Genomic DNA, 23,416 nt, shown 5'->3' with positions numbered 1-23,416 from the left:
GATTTAGGTTCTGGCGCCGCAAGGCGTGGGGGTTCAAGTCCCTCCACCCGCACCAACAGACTGGCGAAATGACGCCGGATTCCCCTTGCACGTTGGCGGGGGCCTCAATAGAACACGCGTGATTTTGACCGCCGCGGACGCCTCCGCGGCCCGATGCATATGAGAGGACGAAAATGCAGGTCACCGAGACCCTGAACGAAGGGCTGAAGCGCGGCTACAAGATGATCTTGTCGGCCAAGGATCTGGACGAGAAGGTAAACGCCAAGCTCAAGGAGGCCCAGCCGGATATCGAGATCAAAGGGTTCCGCAAGGGCAAGGTGCCGCTTCCGCTCTTGAAAAAGCAGTTTGGCCAGCGCGTGCTGGGCGAAGCCATGCAAGAGAGCGTCGATGACGCGATGAAGGCGCATTTCGAGGCCAAGGGCGAACGCCCGGCGTTCGAGCCTGACGTCAAGATGGCCAATCAGGAATGGAAAGAAGGCGACGATGTCGAAATCGTGCTGAGCTACGAAGCTCTGCCTGCGATTCCCGATGTTGACCTCAAGTCGATCAAGCTGGAGCGTCTGGTCGCCAAGGCCGACGATGCGGCGGTTGACGAAGCGCTGAAGAACCTTGCCGAGAATGCGCAGGATTTCAAGGACCGCAAGAAAGGCTCCAAGTCCAAGGATGGCGATCAGGTTGTGATCGACTTTGTTGGCAAGGTCGATGGCGAAGCCTTTGACGGCGGCAGCGCCGAGGATTATCCGCTGGTTCTGGGCTCAGGCAGCTTTATCCCCGGTTTTGAAGAGCAGCTTGTCGGCGTCAAGGTCGAAGAGGTCAAAGCCGTGACCGTGACCTTCCCCGAGCAATATCAGGCTGCGCATCTTGCCGGCAAGGAGGCTGTGTTCGATTGCACCGTCAAGGCCGTCAAAGAGCCGGTGGCCGCCGAAGTCAACGATGAGTTGGCGCAAAAATATGGGGCCGAGGATCTGGCCGCGCTCAAGACGCAAATCGCTGAGCGTCTGGAAATGGAATATGCCGGGGCCGCACGTGCGATCCTCAAGCGTCATGTTCTGGATCAACTGGATGAGAAGGTCAGCTTTGACCTGCCGCCGACCATGGTCGAAACCGAGGCCAAGCAGATCGCGCATCAGCTTTGGCACGAGGAGAACCCGGACGTTCAAGGCCATGATCATCCCGAGATCGACGTGACCGAAGAGCACACCAAGCTTGCCGAGCGCCGCGTGCGCCTTGGTCTCTTGCTGGCGGACCTGGGTCAGAAGGCGGATGTGGAGGTCACGGATGCTGAAATGACGCAAGCGGTGATGAACCAGGCGCGCCAGTATCCGGGGCATGAGCGGGAGTTCTTTGAATTCGTGCAGAAGAACCCGCAAATGCGTCAGCAATTGCGCGCCCCCATCTTCGAGGACAAGGTCATCGATTATGTGGTCGAGCTGGCCGATGTGAGTGAAAAAGAGTTGTCCAAGGAAGAATTGGAAAAAGCGATCGAGGCGATGAACGACGAGTGATCGTCAGGCAACCCGCCAAAAAATGAAGGGCCGCCCCGGGGAGAAGTGGGGCGGCCCTTTTCGTTCGAGCGCATGTGACATGGGCGACAGTGCCGGTCGCCGGTCAGGATTGCGCGCCCCTGGGGGTCAGGCGCGCTGATCCATGCGCGAACGAATCTTGTCCTCGAGTGCCGCCTTGAGGCGCAGAGCGGCAACACGCTCTTTTTCCGAGGTGGCTGCGGTAATCTGCTCGTCGCAATATTGCTCAAGCGGCGTTTTGGGAGTGGCAATGCGAGCAATCGCCGGAAGGGCAAGAGCCGCCTCATCGCTGATAAAAACGTCGCCCTCAACTCCGCCAAAGGCGCGGATGCGATTAATCCGCTCTTCCGTGCAATCCAGAAGGGCCGCGAGTGCGGGCACCTTGCCCATATCGGCTGTCTTGCCGACATAGTCATAGGGTGCATTGCCCGAGCGTTTCAGAACCCGGTCCATCACCGGATCAATTACGGTTACGATATCTGATACACCGGCGCGCTTTGCTGCCTCGAGCGAGGCGATCATCAACTCGCAGGTTGCGTATGAGACCGAATTGCGGTCCCGCCCCCGTCCAAGACGGCGCGTGTCCACGCAAAAGCGGGTGGATTCCCACAAGGTCGCGCTGCGCAAGGGCGGCTCGCCATCGAGAATATCGGCAAAGACATCGGCCAACATATGCGGACCGGTGGTCTGAAGTGCGCGCACGCAAGAGACGACATTCCCCTCATCGTCGAGCCCTACGGCGTAAGCCGGGTTCAGATCATCGAACAGGTCCCGCTCGCGTCCATCTTTTACTTCAACCTGCCACCCGAGTCGGTCCCCAAAGACCCGTGCGCGCAGTTTGAACATCTCGTCCAGCACATGGCCGAACCTGTCTTTGTTAATGGCATCAATTACCAAAATCATTGTGTCGTCTCCCCAAAAGTGGCGTATCCCGTGTGAGTGGTGCTTTTCGCAATTCAGAGGTTAGTAAAATTGGGGGATTATACTATTGGGGAAATCCCGTATCGCCGCACACGACTGCTCACCAACCCGTGACAACCTCTTTGGAAATACGTAAAATTTCGGATATCTGATCAAAAGCCCGCCCAGGTCAGCGCGGGTAGATCAAACCGAGATTGATCGCGCGGCCAATCGCCTGTGGCGTTGTCAACGCATTGAGTTTCTGACGCGCAGACCGCAGGTGCACTTCGACGGTGCGATGCGAAATGGACAGGATATCGCCGATGTCCTGTTGGGATTTCCCGGCGGCCGTCCATTGCAGGATTTCAATCTCGCGAGTCGAGAGAGAGGGGGTATTGAGCATCCTTGTCAGAGGATCAGCCTGGATCACCATGTCATGCATATACACTGCTGCCGACTGGAGATCACCAATGATCCCCGAGATGAGCAGGTGCCACTCGCGTTCAGAGCAATCACGATTGATGCTGAGACCGCCGACATCACCGTAGGGGCCGTGAATGGGAATCGTCAGCCCCCGATCCGAGATCCCAAAGTCACGGGCAGCCCGAAAGATGGTTTGAAATTCGGCCCCCCGCTCCAGTCTGTTCCAGTCCACCGGAGCGATGCTGTGACGGGCCTTGAGCAGGGTCGGGTCGATCTCGTAGTACTTGTTCTGGAGATAGTGAGATGTCCAGTCCGCACCATAGGTCATATGACCATGTGTGGCCCCGCTGATCGGGTTCATGCCGGCATAGGCAACGTGATCAAGTTCGAACCTATTGCGCAAATCGTCAAGAAACTGCCGGAACGGATCCAACTGAGCCATTTACCGCGTCCCCCTTTTATGGGTGGGCGGGCTGGTTGGTAAGGCCACCAAGAGAAAGGACATGCGCGTCAGATACCCGGCGCCTCCGCTCATAGGTTGGATCGCAAGACAGCCGACTCCAAGAGCATGCCACCGCTGGTGGCGGTGTAGGGTCAAATTCTGGATAAGCGGGGTTTCCATGTTGAGCAGGCCCAGGTGATATGGCGACAGGGGAACTGGTTGGTCCCACAATTTACGTCAGAAGCGAGCGAGACGGTGGGGTTACAGCACGAGAACCGCAAGGAAAGAAACCACTAGGAGGACAGAAAACTCGAATTTAAAGCCAAGCGTAACATTGCAAGACGCGTCTTGTCGACCGCGATGTCACAAAACAATGCCGCGCAGGAGACTGCGCGGCACGTTTTTCAGAACAATTGCCGATATCAGGCGTTATTGTCGCGACGATCCGAATAGTCATCCTCGTCGCCTGCGGCGCCGCCGATGTCGTCAAACAGTTCCGCGATCTCAAAATCAGCGGCCTGATCGGCCTCGGCGGCAGCATCTTGGATGCTCTTGCCAGAGGCTTGCAGGGCCGCTTCTTCGACCGAGCGTGCAACGTTCAACTGGATCGTGGCCACGACCTCGGGGTGCAGCGTCACGAGGACGTCATGCAGACCAAGATCCTTGATCGGACGGGTCAGGGCAACCTGCTTGCGCTCGACGGTAAAGCCATTCTCGGTCGCGGCTTCTGCCGCGTCGCGGGTGCTGACCGAGCCGTAGAGCGCACCGCTGTCAGATGCCTGACGGATGACGATGAACTGCTGACCGTTCAGCTTGTCCGCCATGGCTTCGGCTTCTTTGCGGGTTTCAAGGTTCTGGGCCTCAAGCTGGGCTTTGCGGGCGGCGAAATCGGAAATGTTCTTTTCCGACGCGGACAGCGCCTTGCCCTGCGGCAGCAGGTAGTTGCGGGCAAAGCCGGGCTTGACGTCGACGACATCGCCCATCTGGCCAAGCTTGGCAACGCGTTCAAGAAGGATCACTTGCATTTGAGGTCTCCTTATTTCACGGCATAGGGCAGAAGGGCGAGGAAACGGGCACGCTTGATGGCGCGCGCGAGTTCACGCTGCTTCTTGGCCGAAACGGCGGTGATGCGCGACGGCACGATCTTGCCACGCTCGGAAATGTAGCGCTGCAGCAGACGCGTGTCCTTGTAGTCGATCTTGGGCGCGCTATCGCCCGAGAACGGACAGACCTTGCGGCGACGGAAAAACGGTTTTGTAGCCATGGTTTATGCTCCTTGTCTCAGGGGATGGATCAGCGACGTTCGCGGCGTTCGCCACGGTCGGGGCGGTCCCCACGGTCGGGCCGGTCGCCACGATCAGGGCGGTCGCCACGGTCGCCGCGCTCGTCACGCTTCTGCATCTGGACAGAGGGGCCTTCTTCATGCGCGTCGACCTTGACGGTGAGCACACGCATCACGTCGTCATGCAGACGCATCAGGCGTTCCATCTCCTGCACAGCGCTTGAGGGCGCATCGCTCTTGAGAAAGGCATAGTGGCCTTTGCGGTTCTTGTTGATCTTGTAGGCCATCGTCTTGACGCCCCAATACTCGTGCTCGACGAGTGTGCCACCGTTCTCGGTCAGCACGGCACCAAAATGTTCGATCAGCCCTTCAGCTTGCGCGCTGGACAGGTCCTGACGCGCGATCATCACATGCTCATAAAGCGGCATGTTCACTCCATTTCTATCAAGGCGCATTTCATAGGACGGGCTTTGGATCTTTCGCGCCCCATCCACGAGAGACTGCGCGGTTCATAACGATTGCGAAAGATTGGGCGCGTATACATGGCCCTGCGGGTCGGCGCAAGGCGCTTTGATCCAGCCCGCAGAATGCCGCCGACTTGCCGCAATGCGGACGAATTTGGCGGGCAGGTTGGTCGTGTTCGAGGTGAAAAGGAGTATGACCATGGTTGCCCTGCCGGATTTTGAGCGCGAGTTCACGCATGCACCGTTCGATTACCACGAGACCACCGGCCATGCTTTGCCAGAGGCCCCGGCACTCGATCTTGGTCGCGCCACGCAGACCTTGTGCGGCAGTGCGCTGATCTTTTCGGCTTTTGGCCTCTGGCTGGTGTCGGCTGGCGCGCAGGACTCCGCGATGATGATGATCAAGCTGCTGTTCTTCGTGACGCTGCTCTTTGGGGGTCTGATGTGCCTGAGCCGCGCGCGTTCGGGTCAGACAGGACCCGAGATTCAGGTCGACGTGATGAACCGCCGCCTGCATGTGATCGCCCCTGTTGCGGGTGGGCGGGTGGCGCGCGTCGCAGTGCATGACCTCGACACGCTGTCGGAACTCTCGATGCGGGACCGGGTGCTGACGGCGCGTGATGCCGCCGGTCGTCAGATTGTCGCGATGAAGATCGAGGATCGCGCCACGGCCAAGGCCCTGCGCCTTGCCTTGGGCTTTCCTGCCTGAGCCGGGCAGGTATCACGCGCTACTGCGGCAGGTGTTCGCCAATCCACAGAGGTTGTTTGAAACTACGGGATTGTGATTTGGACCCGGAGCGCCAAATGTGATCATGTACGTCACATTTCACTCTCTGGAAGTTTCCGATGAAGAATATCCTGCTCGCCACGGCGCTTGCGTTCACCGCGACCGGCGCTGTTGCTGCCCCTGAAAAATACGAGCTGGACCCCAGCCACAGCCAAGTTGTGTTTTCCTACAATCACTTGGGCTTTTCCACCACCCATGGCATGTTTTCTGGCTTTGCTGGTGAGATCATGTTCGATGCCGAAGATCCGGCCGCGTCTTCGGTCAACGTGTCGATGCCGGTGATGTCGATGTTCACCGGCTGGGAAAAGCGCGAAGAGCATTTCATGTCTGAGGATTTCTTTGGCGCGACCGAAGGCGATATGGTCACCTTTACCTCAACCGGGATCGAGGTCACGGGCGACACCACCGCCAAGATCAGCGGCGATCTGACCATGAACGGCGTGACAAAATCTGTCGTGCTGGATGCCCGCCTCAATCAAAAGGCGGATGCGCACCCGATGAACAACAAGCCGTGGCTTGGGTTTGACGCCACCACAACGCTGTTGCGCTCGGATTTTGGCGTGGACAAATTCACCCCCTTCGTCAGCGACGAGGTCGAGGTGCAGATTTCGATCGAAGCTGGCAAAGCCGAATAAGCTTCTGTGAGAGAGGAATAAGGGCCGTCCGCACGCTGCGGGCGGCCCGTTTTCATGGCGGGATCAGGTGCCGTAGGCGCGGCCGCGGCCCATCACATCCTCTGCCGCAAGAACCAGCGCATCGGCGATCAGATCGAGATCGGCGCGGGTCAGGCGCGCGGGCAGGCGGGTATCGCAGGCGCGCATCAACATGGCGCGAGTCTGCGGCAGAACCGGGGCCGCACCGGGCAAGAACCGCCAGTTCCAGAACGCTCGGGCATTGTCGGTGCTCAGGCCAAATACCTGCACCTTGACGCCGCGCGCCGCCGCGGCCTGGGCAAAGGCGCGGGTATCCTCTTCGGTCATTCCCACCAGATTGAACTGGATCGAATCCGGGGCGCGCTCTTCGGGGGGGAGTTTGGCGGGAACGCTCATCCAAGGCGAGGTATCGAGCCGCGCCGCGACATAATCGTGATTGGCCCGCCCGTCGCGCACGCGCCGCTCCACCTCTGCCAATTGCGGACGGATAATGGCCGCCGACAGATTGTTGAGCCGCAGATTATAGAGCGGAAGCTGGTTCTGAGCGCGCGCGAACGCTGCTTCAAGCTCTGCATCGGGCGCGCTCAGGTGTTTGGCCCAGTTGTGTTCATAGGCGCCGGACATGATGACCGCGCGGGCGATGAGATCGGCGTCGTCGCTGACCATGATCCCGCCTTCACCGGCATTGACCAGCTTGTAGGATTGAAAGCTGAAACAGCCGATCTTGCCGATGGTGCCGATGTTGCGCCCGCCCCAGGTCGTGCCGAGCGAATGCGCCGCATCCTCGATCACCGGAATGCCGCGTGCGTCGCAGAGGTCCATGATGGCATCCATATCCGATGTATGGCCGCGCATATGGCTGATGATCACGGCCTGCACCGTATCCAGTCGAGATGTGAAGTCCGCAATGTCTATCCGGTAATTCTCGCCCACCTCGCACAGCACGGGCAGACAATCGGCATGCAGCACCGAAGAGGGCACGGCAGCAAAGGTGAAGCCGGGGATCAACACCCGCGCATCGCGCGGCAGGCCCAGTGCCTTGAGCGACAGGAACAAGGCCGCAGAACAGGATGACACAGCCAGCGCATATTTCGTGCCCAGCAATGCGGCAAACTCCTGTTCCAACAGCGTCACCGGGGCGTTCTCCGGGGCCGTGTAGCGGAAGAGATCGCCCGATTGCAGCATCCGGTCGATCTCCGCACGGGCGGCCTCGGGGATGGGTTCCGCGTCATAGACATTGGGGGCAAGCGCCATATTTTCGGATTTCCTGAAGTTAGATTTCGGTTTTCCGGAACATATAGGCGTGAATTGTGACAGTTTGTCAAAGGAAACCCAGCTGATACCGGGGCAAAGGGCAGAATTACGCTGAAATGGGCGGGGTCAAAGACCGAGACGGTCGCGCAGCGAAAACCAAGTCATCGCCAGCACCAGAAGCGGGCTGCGCAGCGCGGCGCCCCCCGGAAAGGCCGGCGCAGGCACCCGCGCCATGCAGTCAAAGCCCGATGCCTCGCCGCGCAGGGCCTCGGCCATCAGGCGGCCTGCATGTGTGGCGGTGCCCACACCATGCCCGGAATAGCCCGAGGCAGACAGGATATTGGGGGCAAGGCGCGCCAGATAGGGCATCCGCCGCAGAGTGATCGCCAGCGTGCCGCCCCATGCATACTCAAGCGCAACATCCTGTAAATGCGGAAAAATCTCGAGCATCGGTTTGCGGACGGTGGCGCGAATATCCTTGGGAAAGCGATAGCCATAGCTTTCGCCGCCGCCAAAGAGCAGGCGCTTGTCATGGCTGAGGCGAAAGTAATTGACCACGAATTTCGTATCGGCCACCGCGACATCCCGCGTCAGAACGCGGGCGGCGTCATCGCCCAGTGGCTCTGTCGCCACGATGAAATTGTTGATCGGCATCACCCGCGCGGCGACTTTGCGATCAAGGCCGCCGAGATAGCCGTTGCAGGCCAGAATAAGGTGATCCGCCTCGACCGCGCCTGCATCCGTGGCCACGCGCAGCTTGGGGCCGCGCGTGATCTGATGCACCGCTGATCCTTCGTGGATACGCACCCCTGCCGCCGCTGCCGCACGCGCAAGGCCAAGCGCATAGGCCAGAGGATGCAGATGCGCGGCCCCCATATCCAGCGTGCCACCGTGATAGGCGGGTGAGGGGCAGAGCGTTGCAAAGCCCTCGGCATCCAGCTTTTCGATCTGATCATAGCCATAGCGATTGGCCAGATGATCGGCATAGGCATGCTCTGCCGCCATTTCGCGCGCCGTAAAACAGGCATGCGCCACACCCGGTTTCAGGTAACAGTCGATGCCATGGCGCGCCACCAGCGACTTGACCAGATCCTTGGCTTCTTCCGCCAGCCGCCACAGATGCGCGGCATCATCCGCGCCCACCAGCCGCTCGAGCGCGGTCTGCTCCATGCGCTGCCCGCTGCCCAATTGCCCGCCATTGCGCCCCGATGCACCAAAGCCCACGCGCTGCGCCTCGAGCAGCACCACATCAAACCCCGCCTCCGCCAGATGCAGTGCCGCCGAGAGGCCGGTATATCCCGCGCCCACCACACAGACATCGGCCCTCGTTCGCCCGCGCAGGGGCGCGAATTCCGGCAGGGTCGAGGCCGTGGCCGCATACCAGCTTGGCGGATAAAGGCCGCGCCGGTCGTTGGAATAGAGCAGGTTCATGGCTTCTTCTTGGTGCAAATACTCAATCGTACGCCGGTGCCGCGCGGCTCAGACGTTGAGGAGGAGATGCTCACGCTCCCATGGGCTGATGACCTGGAGGAATTCCTCGTATTCGGTGCGTTTCACGATGGCGTAGACACGGGCGAATTCCGGCCCGAGAATCTCGTGCAGCGCCTTGGCTTCCTCGAACATATCGAGCGCGTCACCCATGACGTTGGGAATGTCCGGCTCGCCGGAGTAGGCATCGCCCTTGAATTGCTTGTCGGGCCAATCTTCGTTGAGAATCCCCAAGAGACCGCAGGCAAGGCTTGCCGCGATGCCCAGATAGGGGTTGCAATCCATACCCGCCATGCGGTTTTCCACGCGCCGCGCCTCGGGGCCGGAGAGGGGAACCCGAATGCCGGTGGTTCGGTTGTCACGGCCCCAGGCGAGGTTGATCGGGGCGGCGTGATCCTTGACGTAGCGGCGGTAGGAATTGACGTAGGGGGCCAGCACGGCGATGGCCGAGGGCAGGTGTTTCTGCAAGCCGCCGATGAAGTGGAAAAAGGCGTCGGTTTCGCCGCCCTGCGGCCCGGCAAAGATATTGCGGCCCGTTTCCATGTCGAGGATCGAGTGGTGGATATGCATGGCGCTGCCCGGCTCGTCGGCGATGGGCTTGGCCATGAAGGTGGCGAAGCAGTCATGGCGCAGGGCGGCTTCGCGGATCAACCGTTTGAAATAAAACACTTCATCCGCCAGCTTGATCGGATCGCCATGGCGCAGGTTGATTTCCAGCTGACCGGCACCGCCCTCCTGCGTGATGCCGTCGATTTCGAAACCTTGGGCCTCGGCAAAATCGTAGATGTCGTCAATCACGGGGCCGAATTCGTCGACTGCGGTCATGGAATAGGCCTGACGCGCGGCGGCGGGGCGGCCTGAGCGGCCCATCATCGGCTTGATCTCATGCGCCGGGTCAAGGTTGCGCGCCACAAGGAAGAATTCCATTTCGGGCGCGACCACGGGCTTCATGCCATGGGCGTGATACATGTCGACCACCCGGCGCAGAACGTTGCGTGGAGAAAAGGGAATAGGCGCGCCCTCGCGGTCGAAGGCGTCATGGATCACCTGAAGCGTCCAGTCCGCAGTCCAGGGCGCAGCGGTGGCGGTCGACATGTCGGGGCGCAGGATCATGTCGCGCTCGATAAAGCCGCCTTCGCCGGCTGCTTCGCCCCAATCACCTGTGATGGTTTGGAAAAAGATGGAATCGGGCAGGTGAAAGTATTTCTGGCGCGCGAATTTCGTCGCTGGCACCGCCTTGCCGCGCGCGATACCGGGCAGATCTGAGATGATACACTCGACCTCGTCGAGACGCCTATTCTCGAGATAGGCCTGCGCGGAGGCGGGTAGGGAATTGGTCAGGTCATTCAGATCGGCCATGGCTGGCACCTCGTTTGAAAAACTCCGCCATACGGGCGGCTATAGTGGCATTTGCGGTCGGTTGGTCAAGTTTGGCCTTGGCCTCGGCAATCAGGTCGGGCGGCACCACGCCGGGGGCGCGGTGGTGGATGAGGCGGTCGATCATTGTGGCGGTGAATTCTGGGTGCGGCTGGATCGTGTATATCCGGTCGCCGTAGAGCAGGGCAGCGTTTTCGCAAAACGCGTTGCTTCCAATCACTTGTGCCCCTTCCGGCAGTTCTGTCACCTGATCCTGATGCCAGGCGTTGAGAGGCAGGCGTTGCCCCTCGATATCATAGTCGGTGACACCCACCTGCCAGCCGCCGCCGAATTTCTCGACCTTGCCGCCCATGGCCTGCGCGATGATCTGATGACCAAAGCAGACCCCCACCAGCGGTCGTCCCGAGGCGTGGATATCCCGGATCAACTGCTCCAGCGGGGGAATCCACGGATGGTCCTCGTAGGCCCCGTGTTTCGAGCCGGTGATGAGCCAGCCGTCGGCGGCGTCCGGTCCGGTAGGGAAGTCTTCATCAACCACGTTGTAATGATCGAATTCAAAGCCATGCCCGTCGAGCAACTGGGCGAACATCACCTCGTAGTCGCCCAACTCGTCTTGCACGATGTCGGGGGCGTGGCCGGTTTTCAGGATGCCGATTTTCATGGCGGTCTCTTGATTTGATCAAATTAAGGCAGGGGTGCTGCTTCAGGCTACACCGTTTCGAGATAGGTCTTCCAGTGGTCTTCTTTGGGAATGGGGGACATATAGGCCAATTCCTGACGTTTGGTCATCACGAGGTTGCGGATGAGTTCGGGGTGAAAGATGCGCGCAATCATCGGATTCTCGGCGAACCAGTCGATCGCTGTGGCCCAATCTGCCGCCAGTTGCGGCATCTCGACCTCGTAGGCATTGCCGCTGATGGGCGGTGGGGGCGTCAGACCGTCTTCGATCCCGGTGATTGCCGCCCCCAGAATGGCGGCAAAACTGAGATAGGGGTTGATGTCGCCGCCTGCGACGCGGTGCTCGATCCGGCGCGCGGCAGGGGGGCCACCGGGGATGCGCACGGCGGTGGTGCGGTTTTCATAGCCCCAGCCTGCACCGGTTGGCGCATGGGCGCCGGGCACCAGCCTTGCATAACTGTTGGCATGCGGTGCGAAAATCAGCGTTGAGGGCGGCATTGCTGCAAGACATCCCGCCACTGCGGCGCGCAGGATGTCCGTGCCCTCGGCCGTGCCATCGTTGAAAACATTGTTCCCGTCCTTGTCCATAACCGAGAAATGCATGTGCATTCCGTTGCCGGTGTCGTCCTCGAAGGGTTTGGCCATGAAGGTGGCAACATAGCCGTGCTGGCGCGCCAAACCTTTGATAAGTGTCTTGAAAAGCCAGGTGTCATCGGCGGCGCGCAGGGCGTTCTGGTGATGCAGGGTCAGTTCGAACTGGCCGATGCCTGCTTCGCTGACGGCGGTCTCGACCGGCAGGCCCATTTCCATCCCGGCGTTGTAAAGCGCGCTGAGAAAACCGTCGAACGCATCCATCTGCCCAAGCGAGAGAATGCCCGGTGATTTCATCCGTCGGCCATTGCGGGGGTCGCGTATGTTCTTGAGAGTATTACCTTTTCCGTCTACCAATGTGAATTCCAGCTCGGTCGCGGCCTGAACGTGCCAGCCCTTTGCGGCGTAGCGGTCGAGGACGGACACGAGGGCATGGCGCGGATCACCGGCAAAGGGGGTGCCGTCTTCGTGGTGCATGACCATGGGCACAAGGCCTTGCGGCACGTCGAGCCAAGGCAGGGGCACTGGGCCACGGTCGGTGGGCAGGAGCACGCCATCGATATCGCCGGTGTCGAACACCAGCGGCGAGTTTTCGATATCTGCACCGAAGATGTCCAGATTTAGAGATGAAAGCGGCATACGCACACTACCGGTTGATAGTTTGTCCGCATGGGCGGCGGGAAGACGTTTGCCCCGCATCCGGCCATTGAGGTCACAGGCAGCCACGCGGAAGGTCTGGAACTGTGTAAGATCCATTGGAAGTAAGTCCTGATGATGATTTTGTGACAGCCTAGCCCGGCAGTGGGGGACTTGCCAAGATAATTTGATCAAAAAATTTTGAAGGTGACGAATGGTAAGGTTTGTAAGCTTTGTCAGGTGATTTTGTAAGGTCGTCGGAAGGCGGCAGATCCTCGGGTCAGGTCCGAGGATCACTGACAATCAAGGAAGGCTCTTCCAGCGACTCTCAAGTTTTTCGATCGCGGCGATGCGTTCAGCGGTCTTGGGGTGGCTGAGCAGCCACGCAGGCATGGCGCCGCCCGCGCTGCTTGTTAACGCTTCGAGTTTTTCGAACAGCGATTTTTGCGGAGCCGTGCCGATGCCCGCCTTGGTCAGGAGGGCGGCGGCATAGGCGTCGGCCTCATACTCGTCACCGCGAGAGAGGCGGGCGGCGAGCAGGGTGGTCAGACCGTTGGCGATCCAGACGCCCAGACCGGGAATGAAGCGCGACAGGATCATGGCAAGGGCCGTGCGCAGGGCATTCTGCCCGGAAAAGTCGATCATCCGGCGGCGGGAATGACCCAAGGCGACATGGCCCAACTCATGCGCGATCACAGAGGCCATTTCTTCGGCGGAAACCTCGCCGGTCTGGAACTTGCGATAGAAGCCACGGGTGATGAAGATGCGCCCATCTGGGGCGGCCAGGCCGTTCACCGGGTCAATCTCATAGATATGCACGCGAACGCGGGGCAGGTTGAGCGCACGGGCGAGCTGGTCTGTCATCGCCTTGAGCTTGGGGTCGGCCAGTTCGGTTGATTGAGCATCCAATTCCCTAGAGGTGCGCCAGACCGAGAAACGATACATGGCGAGCGCGTAGAGAATGGCGAGCAGGATCGGGGTGAATTTCAACATGAGAGGAATATGGGGTGGGGTGGGGTGGCTGGCAAGCAGGGTTTGAGGGGATGGGAGTTCGCTGAGGTTTGCATCAAGCGATCCGCGCGGCGGCGCGTCCCGCGCCTTGTTCCGCGCGGGGTTTCCGTGCAAGGCGCAGATGAAAGCCACCCTTTCCCGGTGGACGTCGCTTGCGCCCTCGCATAAGTCTGGGGCCGATTGCCCGAGACCGGAGTGTGCGTCATGATCCCACAGGTTTACCTGATCCTGTTTCTTGCCATTCTTGCCGAAACCGCAGGCACTACGGCGTTGCAGGCAAGCCAGCAATTCACCCGCTTGTGGCCGTCGGTTCTGGTGGTGGTGGCCTATGGCATCAGCTTTTTCCTGCTGGCGCAAACGCTCAAGGTGATGCCGGTCGGGGTGGTCTATGCGATCTGGTCGGGGCTGGGGATCGTGTTCATCGCCTGTATCGGCTATGTGATCTTTGGCCAGAAACTCGATCTTCCTGCCATCATCGGCACGGGTATGATCCTTGCGGGGATCGTTGTCATTCAGCTATTCTCGCGCACAGCACCGCATTGACCGCGCAGGCAGGGCGGCAAAGGGGCTGGTCAGCACCGCCCCGTGCCGTTATGGCACCGCCGCAAGACAAGACGAGGCCGCCCATGACAGAGACCATCACCGAGCGTTGCGAGGCCAAGGGGCTGCGCATGACGGAGCAGCGCCGCACGATTGCGTCGGTTCTGGAGGGGTCGGACGATCATCCGGATGTCGAAGAGCTATACGCCCGCGCCTCGGGGCGTGATCCGCGAATTTCGATTGCCACGGTCTATCGCACGGTCAAACTGTTCGAGGAGGCGGGTATTCTCGACAAGCTGGAATTTGGTGACGGGCGCGCACGCTATGAAGATGCCGAGCGCGACCATCACGATCATCTGATCGACATGAATTCGGGCGAGGTGATCGAATTCGTCGATCCCGAGATCGAGGCGTTGCAGGACCGGATCGCGGAAAAGCTGGGGTATCGCCTGATCGGGCATCGGCTCGAACTATACGGCGTGCCGATCAAATCCGGTGAGTGAGGCAGGGAGCGCCGCCACTCGAGTGATGCGGCTGGCGATTGGCAGCGTGGTCGTGGGGCTGTTGGTGATGGCGCTCAAGGTCTTGGCCTGGGCGCTTACCGGGTCGCTCGCGCTGATGTCGGATGCGCTGGAGAGCCTGGTCAATCTGGCGACGGCCTTGGCGGTGATCGTGGCGCTCAAGGTGGCGCGGCGGCCTGCGGATGACAATCACCCCTTTGGGCATCACAAGGCGGAGTTTTTCTCGGCGGTGCTCGAGGGGGTTTTGATCGTCATTGCGGCGCTCTTTATCCTGCGCGAAGCCTATGACGGGTTTCAGGCCCCGCGCGCGATGGACGAACCGTTTCTGGGCATGACGATCAACATGGCGGCGGGGGGCATCAACGCGCTCTGGGCGCTGGCGCTCATCCGCAACGGGCGGCGCTATCGCTCGCCGGCGCTGGTGGCGGATGGCAAGCATCTGATGACCGATGTGGTGTCTTCGGTGGGCGTGCTGTTCGGCGTTGGGCTGGCGTTGGCGACGGGCTGGCTCTGGCTTGATCCGGCGATGGCGGTCCTGGTCGCGCTCAATATCCTGTGGTCCGGCAGCATGGTGATCAAGGCGTCGCTGAGCGGGTTGATGGATGAGGCGGTATCCGAGGCGGAACTGATCATGATCCGGCAGGTGATCGAGACGGCCGCCAGCGACGATGCCGCCTTGCAGGCGCATGATCTGCGCACGCGCCATGCCGGGCCTGTGACCTTTATCGAATTTCATCTGGTGATGCCGGGCGAGACCACGGTCGAGGCAGCGCATGACCTCTGTGACCGGATCGAGGCGGCGCTGATGGCGGCACTGCCAGGCGCGCGGGTGACGATCCATGTCGAACCCGAGCACAAGGCCAAGCATAGCGGTCATGTCGTGCTGTCATAGCTCTGCCGCTTTTTTGGGCAGGTGATCCGCGCTATCACGGGCGTTCAACCGATCCGCAACCCGGCCAAGAAAGTCTGACATGGAAAACCTGCGCGGCAGTATTCTGATGGTCCTCTCGATGGGCGGTTTCGCGCTGGAGGATATGTTCGTCAAACGGTTGGCGGATAGCTTGCCGGTGGGGCAGATCATCATTCTGCTGGGTTTGGGCGGCGCGCTGATCTTTGGCACGATCACCCGGACGCAGGGCGGGCGGCTCTGGTCGCGCGATCTGCTGTCGCGGCCTGTGATCCTGCGCAATTGCGGCGAATTGGTAGGAACGCTGGGGTTCGTGATGGCGATTGCACTGACGCCGCTGTCGTCGGCCTCGGCCATTTTGCAGGCGACGCCGCTTGCGGTCACGCTGGGGGCCGCGCTTTTCCTTGGCGAGGCGGTAGGCTGGCGGCGATGGGCGGCGATCCTCGTGGGGTTTTGCGGTGTGCTGATGGTGATCCGGCCCGGCATGGCGGGGTTTGAGCCGGCGTCGCTCTTCGCGGTCCTGGCGGTCTTTGGGCTTGCGGCGCGGGATCTTGCGACGCGCCGGGTGCCGCGCACGATCTCGTCCATGCAGTTGTCGACCTATGCCTTTGCCACGCTGGTGCCGACGGGGGTGATATTGCTGGCGTTTCATGGCACGCCTGCGATGCCCACGGCGGTGAACTGGCGCGATCTGGTGCTGGCGCTTTTGTGCGGGGTGTCGGCCTACTACGCGATAGTCGCCGCAATGCGGTTGGGCGATGTGGCGGTGATCACGCCGTTTCGGTATTCCCGGCTGGTGTTTGCGCTGATCATCGGGGTCACGCTTTTTGACGAGCGGCCCGATGTCTGGACGCTGGCGGGGGCGGGGATCATCATTGCCTCGGGCATCTACACGTTCTGGCGCGAGCGGCGGTTGGCACGGCGGATGGCGCTGGCGTGAGTATCAGCTTGCGGCGGCGGTCAGGTCGTCGATCACCTTGACCCAAAGCTCTGGGGGCTGGCATCCCGGCACCGCGTGCTGGCCGCCGACGATGAAGGTGGGCACGCCCGAAATGCCCATTTCGCGGAATTGCGCATCGCGGGCGCGGATCGCGTCGCGGTCGGCCTCTGTGGCCAAGAGGCGCTGGATCATCGCGCCGTCAAGGCTGAGGCTGTCGGCGAGATCGGCCAGAACCTCGGGGTCGCCGATGTCGCGCCCCTCGTTGAAATAGGCCCGAAAGAGCGCCATGGCCATGCGGTCCTGACAGCCCTCGATGCCCGCCCAATGCAGCAGGCGATGCGCGTCGAGCGTGTTGGGCGTGCGCTTGATGGCGGCGAAATCAATGGTCAGACCTGCGGCCTCGGCGCGTTCCAGCACGGGCGCATAGGCCCGGATCGCGCCCTCTTTGCCGCCAAATTTGGTCTCCAGGTAGTCGCGCCGGTCCATGCCTTCGGCGGGCATGTCGGGGTTGAGTTGGAACGGATGCCATTCGATTTCGAACGGGTGATCGGGGCGCTGTGCCATGGCCTGATCGAGGAGCGTCTTGCCGATGTAGCACCAGGGGCAGATCGGGTCGGAGATGATGTCAAGCTTGACCATGGAGGTCCTCGTAGATCGGCCGCAGGGCGCGGCGCAGGATTTTGCCATTGGCCCCTGTGGGAAGGGCCGCGATGTGGTGATAGGCGCGCGGGGCCTTGTAGCCCGCGAGCCGGCCCCGCGCGAAAGCATCAAGCGTGGCGGGGTCGAGTGTCTCGGGGCCAGTATAGAAGGCCATGATGACGCGCGCATCCTCTTTCACCTCGATGTCGGTCACGGCAACGGTCGTGATGCCGGGATGCGTGCTGAGCACGGCCTCGACCTCCATCGGGGAAACGCGGTAGCCGCCTGCGTTCATCATGTCGTCGGCGCGGCCCAGATAGGTGATGTGACCTGCGGAGTCCATGCTCCCCTGATCGCCGGTCAGGAACCAGTCGCCGGTGAATTTCTCTGCCGTGGCCTCGGGCGCGCCGAGATAGCCCAGCATGAGACCTGGATCGAAGCGGTGGACGGCGATAGTGCCTTCGCTGCCAAGGGGCGCGGGCGTGCCGTCGGCGAGGATGGCGACGCGGCGGCCTGTCTGGGGGCGCCCCAGCGTGCCGGGGGCGGCGGGGTGATCGGGGCTGCCCGAGATGAAGGTCGAGCATTCGGACATGCCGTATGCCTCGAAGATCGGCGTGCCGGTGGCGTCCTGCCAATGCTGGCGGATGGTATCCGAGAGTTTCTCGCCCGCCGCCAGCCCGTGCCGCAGATGCGGCAGATCAAGGCGCTGACCGGGGTGCACAAGCTTGCGATAAACGCCGGGGGCGGCGGCAAAGATCGTGGCGTCATGGCGTTTGAGCAAGAGGGGTAATTGCTCGGGCGTGATACCGGGGGCAGGGATGAGGGCGGTGGCCCCCATGGTCCAGGGGTCCATCAGGCCGGTGCCAAGGGTGAAGGTCCAGTTGAAGGCGCCCGCGTGGCAGAGCCGGTCGTCGGGGCGCAGCCCATACCAGCCGTCAAACATCATCTGCCGCGCCCAGATGGCGCGATGGGCATGGACCACGGCGCGCGGAATGCCGGAGGTGCCGGAGGTGTAGATGATATAGGCGGGACGGTCGGGATCGCCCATGTCCCAATCGGCGGGGGGAAGGGCGTGCATCGCCTCGAGGCTCGACTCGGTGAGCGTGGGAATATCGGTGTCCGGGCAGGGCACGCCCTCGGCGCGTAGGATCAGCGCGGGTTGCGTGGTATTAAGGATGCCCGCCACCTCTGGTTCGGTCAATTGACTTGAGGTGGGGATCGGGATGAGGCCCACGGCAATGGCCCCGAGATAGGCAATCGGAAACTCGACCGTATTGCCCAGCCGCATCAGCACCCGGTCGCCGGGGTTCAATCCGGCGCGCAAAAGGCCGGTGCCGGTGCCGCGCACGGCGGCCGCGAGGCGGCCATAGCTCCAGCGGTCGGACTTGGTCAGGCTGAGGACTGCGAGGGCGATCTTGTCGGGATGCGCTTCGGCCCGGCGCAGAACATGGGCTGCGAGGTTGAAGGGGCGGGGGCAGGGGGCGCTTGGGCCCTGATCGAATATGGCGCTCATGGCCTTGGCTTAGGGGCCTCTGGGGACGGTTGCAAGTGGCCTTGCGCTTGGCCTATAGCGTGGGCCTATGACGGATCAAGCCTTGCCCCCTCTGCTGCGCGTCACGCGCGAAACCGGCGCTGACACGGTGCCGGAGCCGCTTGATCTGGGCGTTCGGGTGCGGCAATTGCGCAAGGCGCGGGGCTGGACGCTGGAACAGGCGGCGAAACAGGCGGGGCTGGCGCGCTCGACCCTCTCGAAGATCGAGAATGGTCAGATGTCGCCCACCTATGAGGCGCTCAAGAAACTGGCGCAGGGATTGGAAATCTCGGTGCCGCAGCTCTTTACCCCGCCGTCGCGCGACCGGATCAACGGGCGCATGGCGGTGACGCGGGTGGGCGAAGGCAGGCCCATGGCGACGGCGACCTATGAGCATGATCTGCTGGCCGATACGCTGAGCCAGAAACGCATGATGCCTTACCGTGCGCGTATCCGCGCCCGCGCGGTCGAGGACTTTGGCGGGTGGGTGCGCCACGATGGCGAGGAATTTCTCTATGTGCTGACCGGGGTGGTGCGGCTTTATACCGAGTTTTACGAGCCCATCGAGATGCGCCGGGGCGATAGCGCCTATTATGATGCCACCATGGGCCACAACGTGATTTCGGTGAGTGCCGAGGATGCGACCGTGCTCTGGGTGACGTCGCTCGACTGAGGCCGCTCAGGGCCAAGTGGCCCGGCCATGCTGGAGGCTCTGGCCGGGCCGTCTGCGCCGTGAGTGTGGTCGTTAATCGACCGGGGCGGCAGGGGTTTGTTGCGATTGCGTGCCGTCGATCACGCTGCTTGGGGCAGCATCAATCGCGGGTGGCGTGCTGTCGCGGCTCGGGCTGAGCATGCTGAAGGCGATCAGCCCGCCCATCAGGATCACCACGATGAGCAGACCCGCCAGCCCGCCGCGCGCACCGGCACCCGGATCATGGCCGGGGGGGGCGTAGCGGTTGAGGTCGCGGTTGGCTTGGCGGTGGATGTCGTCTTGGGGGGTGTACATGGCTGGCTCCTCTTTGACTGCGCTCAGCATAAGCCAGAGGTGGGGCAGTCCCCGAGGGTTTGAAAGCGCGGTAGTGTTTTCCGGCGCTTTGCCGCCATTTTGGGGGGGCGCGCCGGGCAGGTTCCCGCCGTCGGCCAGATATGGCCGCAGGCGGCAGGCGGATTCGGCAAGGATCAGCGCAGTTTGGGGATGCCGCCGGGAAGGGTGCTGCGATCCACCACGCCCGCGCGCAAGGACCGCCCGATGCGATGCGCCAGCGCCGACCAGGCGGCGGCCTGATCAGGAGAGAGTTCGCGCGCGAGCACCGCATCAAAGAGGGCGAGCCAGGTCGAGAACATGCCCGGTTGCACATTGCGGGCGTTGACATGGGCGGCCATCGGGCTGCCGTCGTAGACGCGTTCATGCAGGATGGAGTTGGCCCAGAAATCGGCCACCTTGGCCTCGTGCGCGGGCCAGTCGTTGACATGCACCGCAAAGATCGGCCCAAGGCCGGGATGCGCGCGCACGGCCGCGTAGAACGCGGTCACGACCCGCTCGATCTCGGGTCGGGTGATGGGGAAACGCGGGGGCAGGGTGGTGGTCATGGTCCTTATGTGGCGCGGGATGTCGCAAGAGGCAATCCCCCAACGTGGACCCGAAATCTTGAAAAGATTTCGGACCGCTTTCTTTTCAAGAAAGCGGACACCCGCCCTCTGGACGCTTGGACGGAGCGCGCCTATAAGGCGGGGCATGATGAGACGCAGCGCGATCATTATTCGAATTACATGCCCGGCGCTCTGAGACAATCGAGCTGCCGGGACAAGGCGTATGGGCACCCACGCCGCCTCTCACCCCCCAAATTCCAGACCAGTGACAAGGACGCAAACCATGTGCGCCGACACGACCCAGACGCCTGATTACAAAGACACGTTGAACCTGCCCGAGACTGATTTCCCGATGCGCGCCGGATTGCCTGCGCGCGAGCCCGAGTGGCTGGTCCGTTGGGCGCGGATCGGGGTCTATGAGAAGCTGCGCGAGAACGCAAAGGGACGCAAGCCGTTTACACTGCACGATGGCCCGCCCTACGCCAACGGCCATCTGCATATCGGGCACGCGCTGAACAAGATCCTCAAGGATATGGTGGTGCGGTCCCAGCAGATGATGGGCCGGGATGCGCGCTATATCCCCGGCTGGGATTGTCACGGGTTGCCGATCGAGTGGAAGATCGAAGAGCAATACCGCGCCAAGGGCATGGACAAGGACAAGGTGGATGTGGTCGATTTCCGTCAGGAATGCCGCAAATTCGCCGAGGGCTGGATCGACATTCAGCGCGAGGAATTCAAGCGGCTGGGCATCACCGGCTGTTGGGATCGGCCATACCTCACCATGGATTTCCGCGCCGAGCGGATCATCGCGGAGGAATTCCAGAAGTTCCTGATGACCGGCGTGCTCTATCAGGGGTCAAAGCCCGTGATGTGGTCGCCGATTGAAAAAACCGCGCTGGCCGAGGCGGAGGTGGAATATCACGATAAGGAAAGCTTTACGGTTTGGGTGAAATTTCGGGTCGTCACGCCGCGCCCCGGTCTGGAGGATACATCGGTCGTGATCTGGACCACGACGCCCTGGACCATGCCGTCGAACAAGGCCGTGGTTTATGGCGAGGGGATTTCCTATGGCCTCTATGAGGTGACCGGGACGCCGGGCGAGTGCTGGGCGGCTGTGGGGGAGAAATTCATCCTCGCCGATACCCGCGCCGAGGATGTGATGAACCGTGCGCGGCTGGAGCGGTCGATGTATCGGCGCGTTCGTGATGTGCCGACTGAGGAATTGGCCGGTATGCAGCTTCAGCATCCCCTGGCCGGGGCCGAGGGCGGGAACGGCGAATGGGATGACCTGCGCGATTTCCGTGCGGCCGATTTTGTCAGTGACGAAGAAGGCACCGGGTTCGTTCATTGTGCGCCCTCGCACGGGATGGAGGAATTCGAGCTTTACCGTGATCTGGGCGATCATCCCGAAGGTGGTACCTGGCTTGAGAAAGTGATCACCTATAATGTGCTGGAAGATGGCTCTTTCCGGCCCGAGTTGCCCTTCTTTGGTGGCAAGTTCATCCTTGACCGCAAGGGCAAGGAGGGCAATGCCAACAAGGCGGTGATTGATAAATTGGCCGAGGTGGGCGGGTTGCTCGCGCGGGGCAAGATCAAGCACTCCTATCCGCATAGCTGGCGCTCCAAAGCCCCCGTGATCTATCGCAACACGCCGCAATGGTTCGCGGCGATTGACCGCGCGGTGGGCGACGGGCAGGACGACTATGGCACCACGATCCGCGAACGCGCGCTGCGTTCGATTGACGAGTTGGTGACATGGACGCCCAAGACCGGGCGCAACCGGCTCTATTCGATGATCGAGGCGCGGCCCGATTGGGTGCTGAGCCGTCAACGCGCCTGGGGTGTGCCGCTTACCTGTTTTGTGAAGAACGGCGCGCAACCAACTGATTCTGAATATCTTTTGCGGAACGAAGAGGTGAACGCGCGTATCCTTGCGGCCTTTGAGGAAGAGGGCGCGGATGCCTGGTACAAGGAGGGCGCGAAAGAGCGGTTCCTGTCGGGCATCGTCAACCCGGAGGACTGGCGCAAGGTCGATGACATTCTGGATGTGTGGTTCGATTCCGGCTCGACCCATGCCTTTGTGCTGCGCGACCGCGAGGACGGGTCTGAGGATGGTTTGGCCGATCTCTATCTTGAGGGCACGGATCAGCATCGCGGCTGGTTCCATTCGTCGATGTTGCAGGCTTGCGGGACGCGCGGGCGCGCGCCCTACCGGGGGGTGCTGACGCATGGCTTTACCCTCGATGAGAAGGGCAACAAGATGTCCAAATCCTTGGGCAATACGGTCGCGCCCGAGGAAGTGGTCAAGCAATATGGCGCGGATATTCTGCGCCTCTGGGTGGCGCAGGCGGATTATACCGCTGACCTGCGGATCGGGCCGGAGATCCTCAAGGGTGTGGCCGATGGCTATCGCCGCTTGCGCAATACGCTGCGGTTCATGCTGGGGGCGCTGGCCCCGTTCACCGAGGCGGATCGCGTGGCCCCGGCAGATATGCCGGAACTGGAACGCTGGGTGCTGCACCGTCTGGCAGAGCTGGATCATAAGGTGAAGAAAGGCTACGAAACCTATGATTTCCAAGGGGTTTTCCAGCAAATCTTCAACTTCTGCACGCTTGACCTGAGCGCGTTCTATTTCGACATTCGCAAGGACGCGCTCTATTGCGATGGCGATACGCCCCGGCGGCGTGCGGCGCGCACGGTGTTGGACCTGTTGTTCCACCGCCTGACCACGTGGCTGGCGCCGGTGTTGGTGTTCACCATGGAGGAGGTGTGGTTGTCGCGCTTTCCGGGCGAGGAGAGCTCGATTCACCTCACCGATATTCCAGACACGCCCGCCGATTGGTTAGACGAGCCGCTGGCAGCTAAATGGGCGATGGTGCGGCAGGCGCGGCGCGTGGTCACGGCGGCGCTGGAGGTGCAGCGCACCGACAAGGTGATCGGGGCCAGTCTCGAGGCGGCACCGGTGGTGCATATCCGCGATGCCGAGATGCTGAAGGCGCTGAAATCGGTGGATTTCGCGGATATTTGCATCACCTCGGATCTGATGCTGACCGGCGATCCGCGCCCCGACGAGGCGTTCCGCCTGCCGGAGGTGGACACGGTTGGCGTGGTCTTTGAGCGGGCGGAGGGCGAGAAATGCCAACGCTGCTGGAAGATCCTGCCGGATGTGGGGCAGCACAAGCATCCGGGCACCTGTGGGCGGTGTGACGCGGCCCTGGGGTAAGCCAGGCGTCTACGCC

The 23,416-nt window shown here is 61.7% G+C and carries 24 protein-coding genes; 9 read left to right on the top strand and 15 right to left on the bottom strand.

Going from position 1 to position 23,416, the window contains the following annotated elements; translation table 11 throughout:
- Positions 1 to 173: 173 nt before the first annotated feature.
- The gene (tig, locus tag AACZ65_RS08595) at positions 174 to 1,505 is read left to right on the top strand and encodes a trigger factor (RefSeq protein ID WP_339669892.1); all 1,332 of its coding nucleotides are present in this window, start codon (positions 174 to 176) and stop codon (positions 1,503 to 1,505) included.
- 126 nt (positions 1,506 to 1,631) lie between these two features.
- Here the strand turns inward: tig and AACZ65_RS08590 are convergent, their stop codons facing one another.
- From AACZ65_RS08590 to rpsF, 5 genes are all read right to left on the bottom strand, one after another.
- Complete coding sequence (locus AACZ65_RS08590) at positions 1,632 to 2,426, bottom strand: acyl-homoserine-lactone synthase (RefSeq protein WP_339669890.1); 795 nt, start codon at positions 2,424 to 2,426, stop codon at positions 1,632 to 1,634.
- A 187-nt stretch (positions 2,427 to 2,613) separates the two neighbouring features.
- Positions 2,614 to 3,288 carry a LuxR family transcriptional regulator gene (locus tag AACZ65_RS08585; RefSeq protein ID WP_037269562.1) on the bottom strand — a complete coding sequence of 225 codons (675 nt, stop codon included), beginning with the start codon at positions 3,286 to 3,288 and terminating at the stop codon, positions 2,614 to 2,616.
- Positions 3,289 to 3,710: 422 nt separating this feature from the next.
- Entirely contained in the window at positions 3,711 to 4,313 is a 603-nt protein-coding gene (rplI, locus tag AACZ65_RS08580; RefSeq protein WP_339669884.1) for a 50S ribosomal protein L9, read from the bottom strand.
- An 11-nt stretch (positions 4,314 to 4,324) separates the two neighbouring features.
- Positions 4,325 to 4,552, bottom strand: coding sequence for a 30S ribosomal protein S18 (rpsR, locus tag AACZ65_RS08575; protein WP_008282293.1), 228 nt, complete (start codon positions 4,550 to 4,552; stop codon positions 4,325 to 4,327).
- A 29-nt stretch (positions 4,553 to 4,581) separates the two neighbouring features.
- Entirely contained in the window at positions 4,582 to 4,998 is a 417-nt protein-coding gene (gene rpsF / locus AACZ65_RS08570; protein WP_339669881.1) for a 30S ribosomal protein S6, read from the bottom strand.
- A 235-nt stretch (positions 4,999 to 5,233) separates the two neighbouring features.
- Between rpsF and AACZ65_RS08565 the strand changes: the two genes are divergently transcribed.
- Together AACZ65_RS08565 and AACZ65_RS08560 are read left to right on the top strand one after the other, a co-directional pair.
- Positions 5,234 to 5,743, top strand: coding sequence for a hypothetical protein (locus tag AACZ65_RS08565; RefSeq protein WP_339669879.1), 510 nt, complete (start codon positions 5,234 to 5,236; stop codon positions 5,741 to 5,743).
- A gap of 137 nt (positions 5,744 to 5,880) precedes the next feature.
- Complete coding sequence (locus tag AACZ65_RS08560) at positions 5,881 to 6,456, top strand: YceI family protein (protein WP_339669877.1); 576 nt, start codon at positions 5,881 to 5,883, stop codon at positions 6,454 to 6,456.
- 63 nt (positions 6,457 to 6,519) lie between these two features.
- On the opposite strand, the gene AACZ65_RS08555 is transcribed toward AACZ65_RS08560, so the two are convergent.
- The 6 genes from AACZ65_RS08555 to AACZ65_RS08530 all read right to left on the bottom strand — a co-directional run bounded on the left by AACZ65_RS08555 (position 6,520) and on the right by AACZ65_RS08530 (position 13,491).
- On the bottom strand, positions 6,520 to 7,728 hold the full coding sequence (locus tag AACZ65_RS08555; RefSeq protein ID WP_339669875.1) for an aminotransferase class I/II-fold pyridoxal phosphate-dependent enzyme: 1,209 nt from the start codon (positions 7,726 to 7,728) through the stop codon (positions 6,520 to 6,522).
- A gap of 126 nt (positions 7,729 to 7,854) precedes the next feature.
- Complete coding sequence (locus AACZ65_RS08550) at positions 7,855 to 9,159, bottom strand: FAD-binding oxidoreductase (RefSeq protein ID WP_339669873.1); 1,305 nt, start codon at positions 9,157 to 9,159, stop codon at positions 7,855 to 7,857.
- Positions 9,160 to 9,207: 48 nt separating this feature from the next.
- Entirely contained in the window at positions 9,208 to 10,575 is a 1,368-nt protein-coding gene (locus AACZ65_RS08545) for a glutamine synthetase family protein (RefSeq protein ID WP_102105841.1), read from the bottom strand.
- The gene (locus AACZ65_RS08540) at positions 10,559 to 11,254 is read right to left on the bottom strand and encodes a type 1 glutamine amidotransferase (protein ID WP_339669870.1); all 696 of its coding nucleotides are present in this window, start codon (positions 11,252 to 11,254) and stop codon (positions 10,559 to 10,561) included. Before AACZ65_RS08540 ends, AACZ65_RS08545 begins: the two co-directional genes overlap by 17 nt.
- A gap of 47 nt (positions 11,255 to 11,301) precedes the next feature.
- Complete coding sequence (locus AACZ65_RS08535; RefSeq protein ID WP_339669868.1) at positions 11,302 to 12,618, bottom strand: glutamine synthetase family protein; 1,317 nt, start codon at positions 12,616 to 12,618, stop codon at positions 11,302 to 11,304.
- Between the two features lie 183 nt (positions 12,619 to 12,801).
- Positions 12,802 to 13,491, bottom strand: a complete 690-nt coding sequence (locus tag AACZ65_RS08530; protein WP_339669866.1) for a M48 family metalloprotease — start codon at positions 13,489 to 13,491, stop codon at positions 12,802 to 12,804.
- A gap of 225 nt (positions 13,492 to 13,716) precedes the next feature.
- Between AACZ65_RS08530 and AACZ65_RS08525 the strand changes: the two genes are divergently transcribed.
- The 4 genes from AACZ65_RS08525 (at position 13,717) to AACZ65_RS08510 (ending at position 16,417) form a co-directional block, all read left to right on the top strand.
- Positions 13,717 to 14,052: an SMR family transporter gene (locus tag AACZ65_RS08525; protein WP_037269911.1), complete on the top strand. Its 336-nt coding sequence runs from the start codon at positions 13,717 to 13,719 to the stop codon at positions 14,050 to 14,052.
- A gap of 83 nt (positions 14,053 to 14,135) precedes the next feature.
- Complete coding sequence (locus AACZ65_RS08520) at positions 14,136 to 14,552, top strand: Fur family transcriptional regulator (RefSeq protein WP_339669864.1); 417 nt, start codon at positions 14,136 to 14,138, stop codon at positions 14,550 to 14,552.
- Positions 14,545 to 15,462 (top strand): cation diffusion facilitator family transporter, encoded by a 918-nt coding sequence (locus AACZ65_RS08515; protein ID WP_339669862.1) that lies wholly within the window; start codon positions 14,545 to 14,547, stop codon positions 15,460 to 15,462. Before AACZ65_RS08520 ends, AACZ65_RS08515 begins: the two co-directional genes overlap by 8 nt.
- 79 nt (positions 15,463 to 15,541) lie before the next feature.
- Positions 15,542 to 16,417: a DMT family transporter gene (locus AACZ65_RS08510; protein WP_339669860.1), complete on the top strand. Its 876-nt coding sequence runs from the start codon at positions 15,542 to 15,544 to the stop codon at positions 16,415 to 16,417.
- 3 nt (positions 16,418 to 16,420) lie between these two features.
- Here the strand turns inward: AACZ65_RS08510 and AACZ65_RS08505 are convergent, their stop codons facing one another.
- On the bottom strand, positions 16,421 to 17,056 hold the full coding sequence (locus tag AACZ65_RS08505) for a DsbA family oxidoreductase (RefSeq protein ID WP_339669857.1): 636 nt from the start codon (positions 17,054 to 17,056) through the stop codon (positions 16,421 to 16,423).
- Entirely contained in the window at positions 17,043 to 18,569 is a 1,527-nt protein-coding gene (locus AACZ65_RS08500; protein ID WP_339669855.1) for a class I adenylate-forming enzyme family protein, read from the bottom strand. The genes AACZ65_RS08505 and AACZ65_RS08500 overlap by 14 nt, the downstream gene beginning before the upstream one ends.
- 67 nt (positions 18,570 to 18,636) lie before the next feature.
- On the opposite strand from AACZ65_RS08500, the gene AACZ65_RS08495 reads away from it, so the two are divergent.
- Positions 18,637 to 19,260 (top strand): XRE family transcriptional regulator, encoded by a 624-nt coding sequence (locus AACZ65_RS08495; protein WP_339669853.1) that lies wholly within the window; start codon positions 18,637 to 18,639, stop codon positions 19,258 to 19,260.
- Positions 19,261 to 19,332: 72 nt separating this feature from the next.
- Here AACZ65_RS08495 and AACZ65_RS08490 read toward each other — a convergent pair whose 3' ends face one another.
- Positions 19,333 to 19,593, bottom strand: a complete 261-nt coding sequence (locus AACZ65_RS08490; protein WP_339669851.1) for a hypothetical protein — start codon at positions 19,591 to 19,593, stop codon at positions 19,333 to 19,335.
- Positions 19,594 to 19,766: 173 nt separating this feature from the next.
- Positions 19,767 to 20,177 (bottom strand): group III truncated hemoglobin, encoded by a 411-nt coding sequence (locus tag AACZ65_RS08485; protein WP_339669849.1) that lies wholly within the window; start codon positions 20,175 to 20,177, stop codon positions 19,767 to 19,769.
- A gap of 283 nt (positions 20,178 to 20,460) precedes the next feature.
- Here AACZ65_RS08485 and ileS point away from each other — a divergent pair, with 283 nt between their 5' ends.
- On the top strand, positions 20,461 to 23,400 hold the full coding sequence (gene ileS / locus AACZ65_RS08480; protein WP_339669848.1) for an isoleucine--tRNA ligase: 2,940 nt from the start codon (positions 20,461 to 20,463) through the stop codon (positions 23,398 to 23,400).
- Positions 23,401 to 23,416: the final 16 nt, after the last annotated feature.

The sequence above is a fragment of the uncultured Roseovarius sp. genome, from assembly GCF_963972555.1.
Classification (GTDB): Bacteria; Pseudomonadota; Alphaproteobacteria; order Rhodobacterales; family Rhodobacteraceae; genus Roseovarius; species Roseovarius mucosus.
Note: the sequence above shows the minus strand (reverse complement) of the source record. Positions and strands in the feature narration are given on the sequence as shown.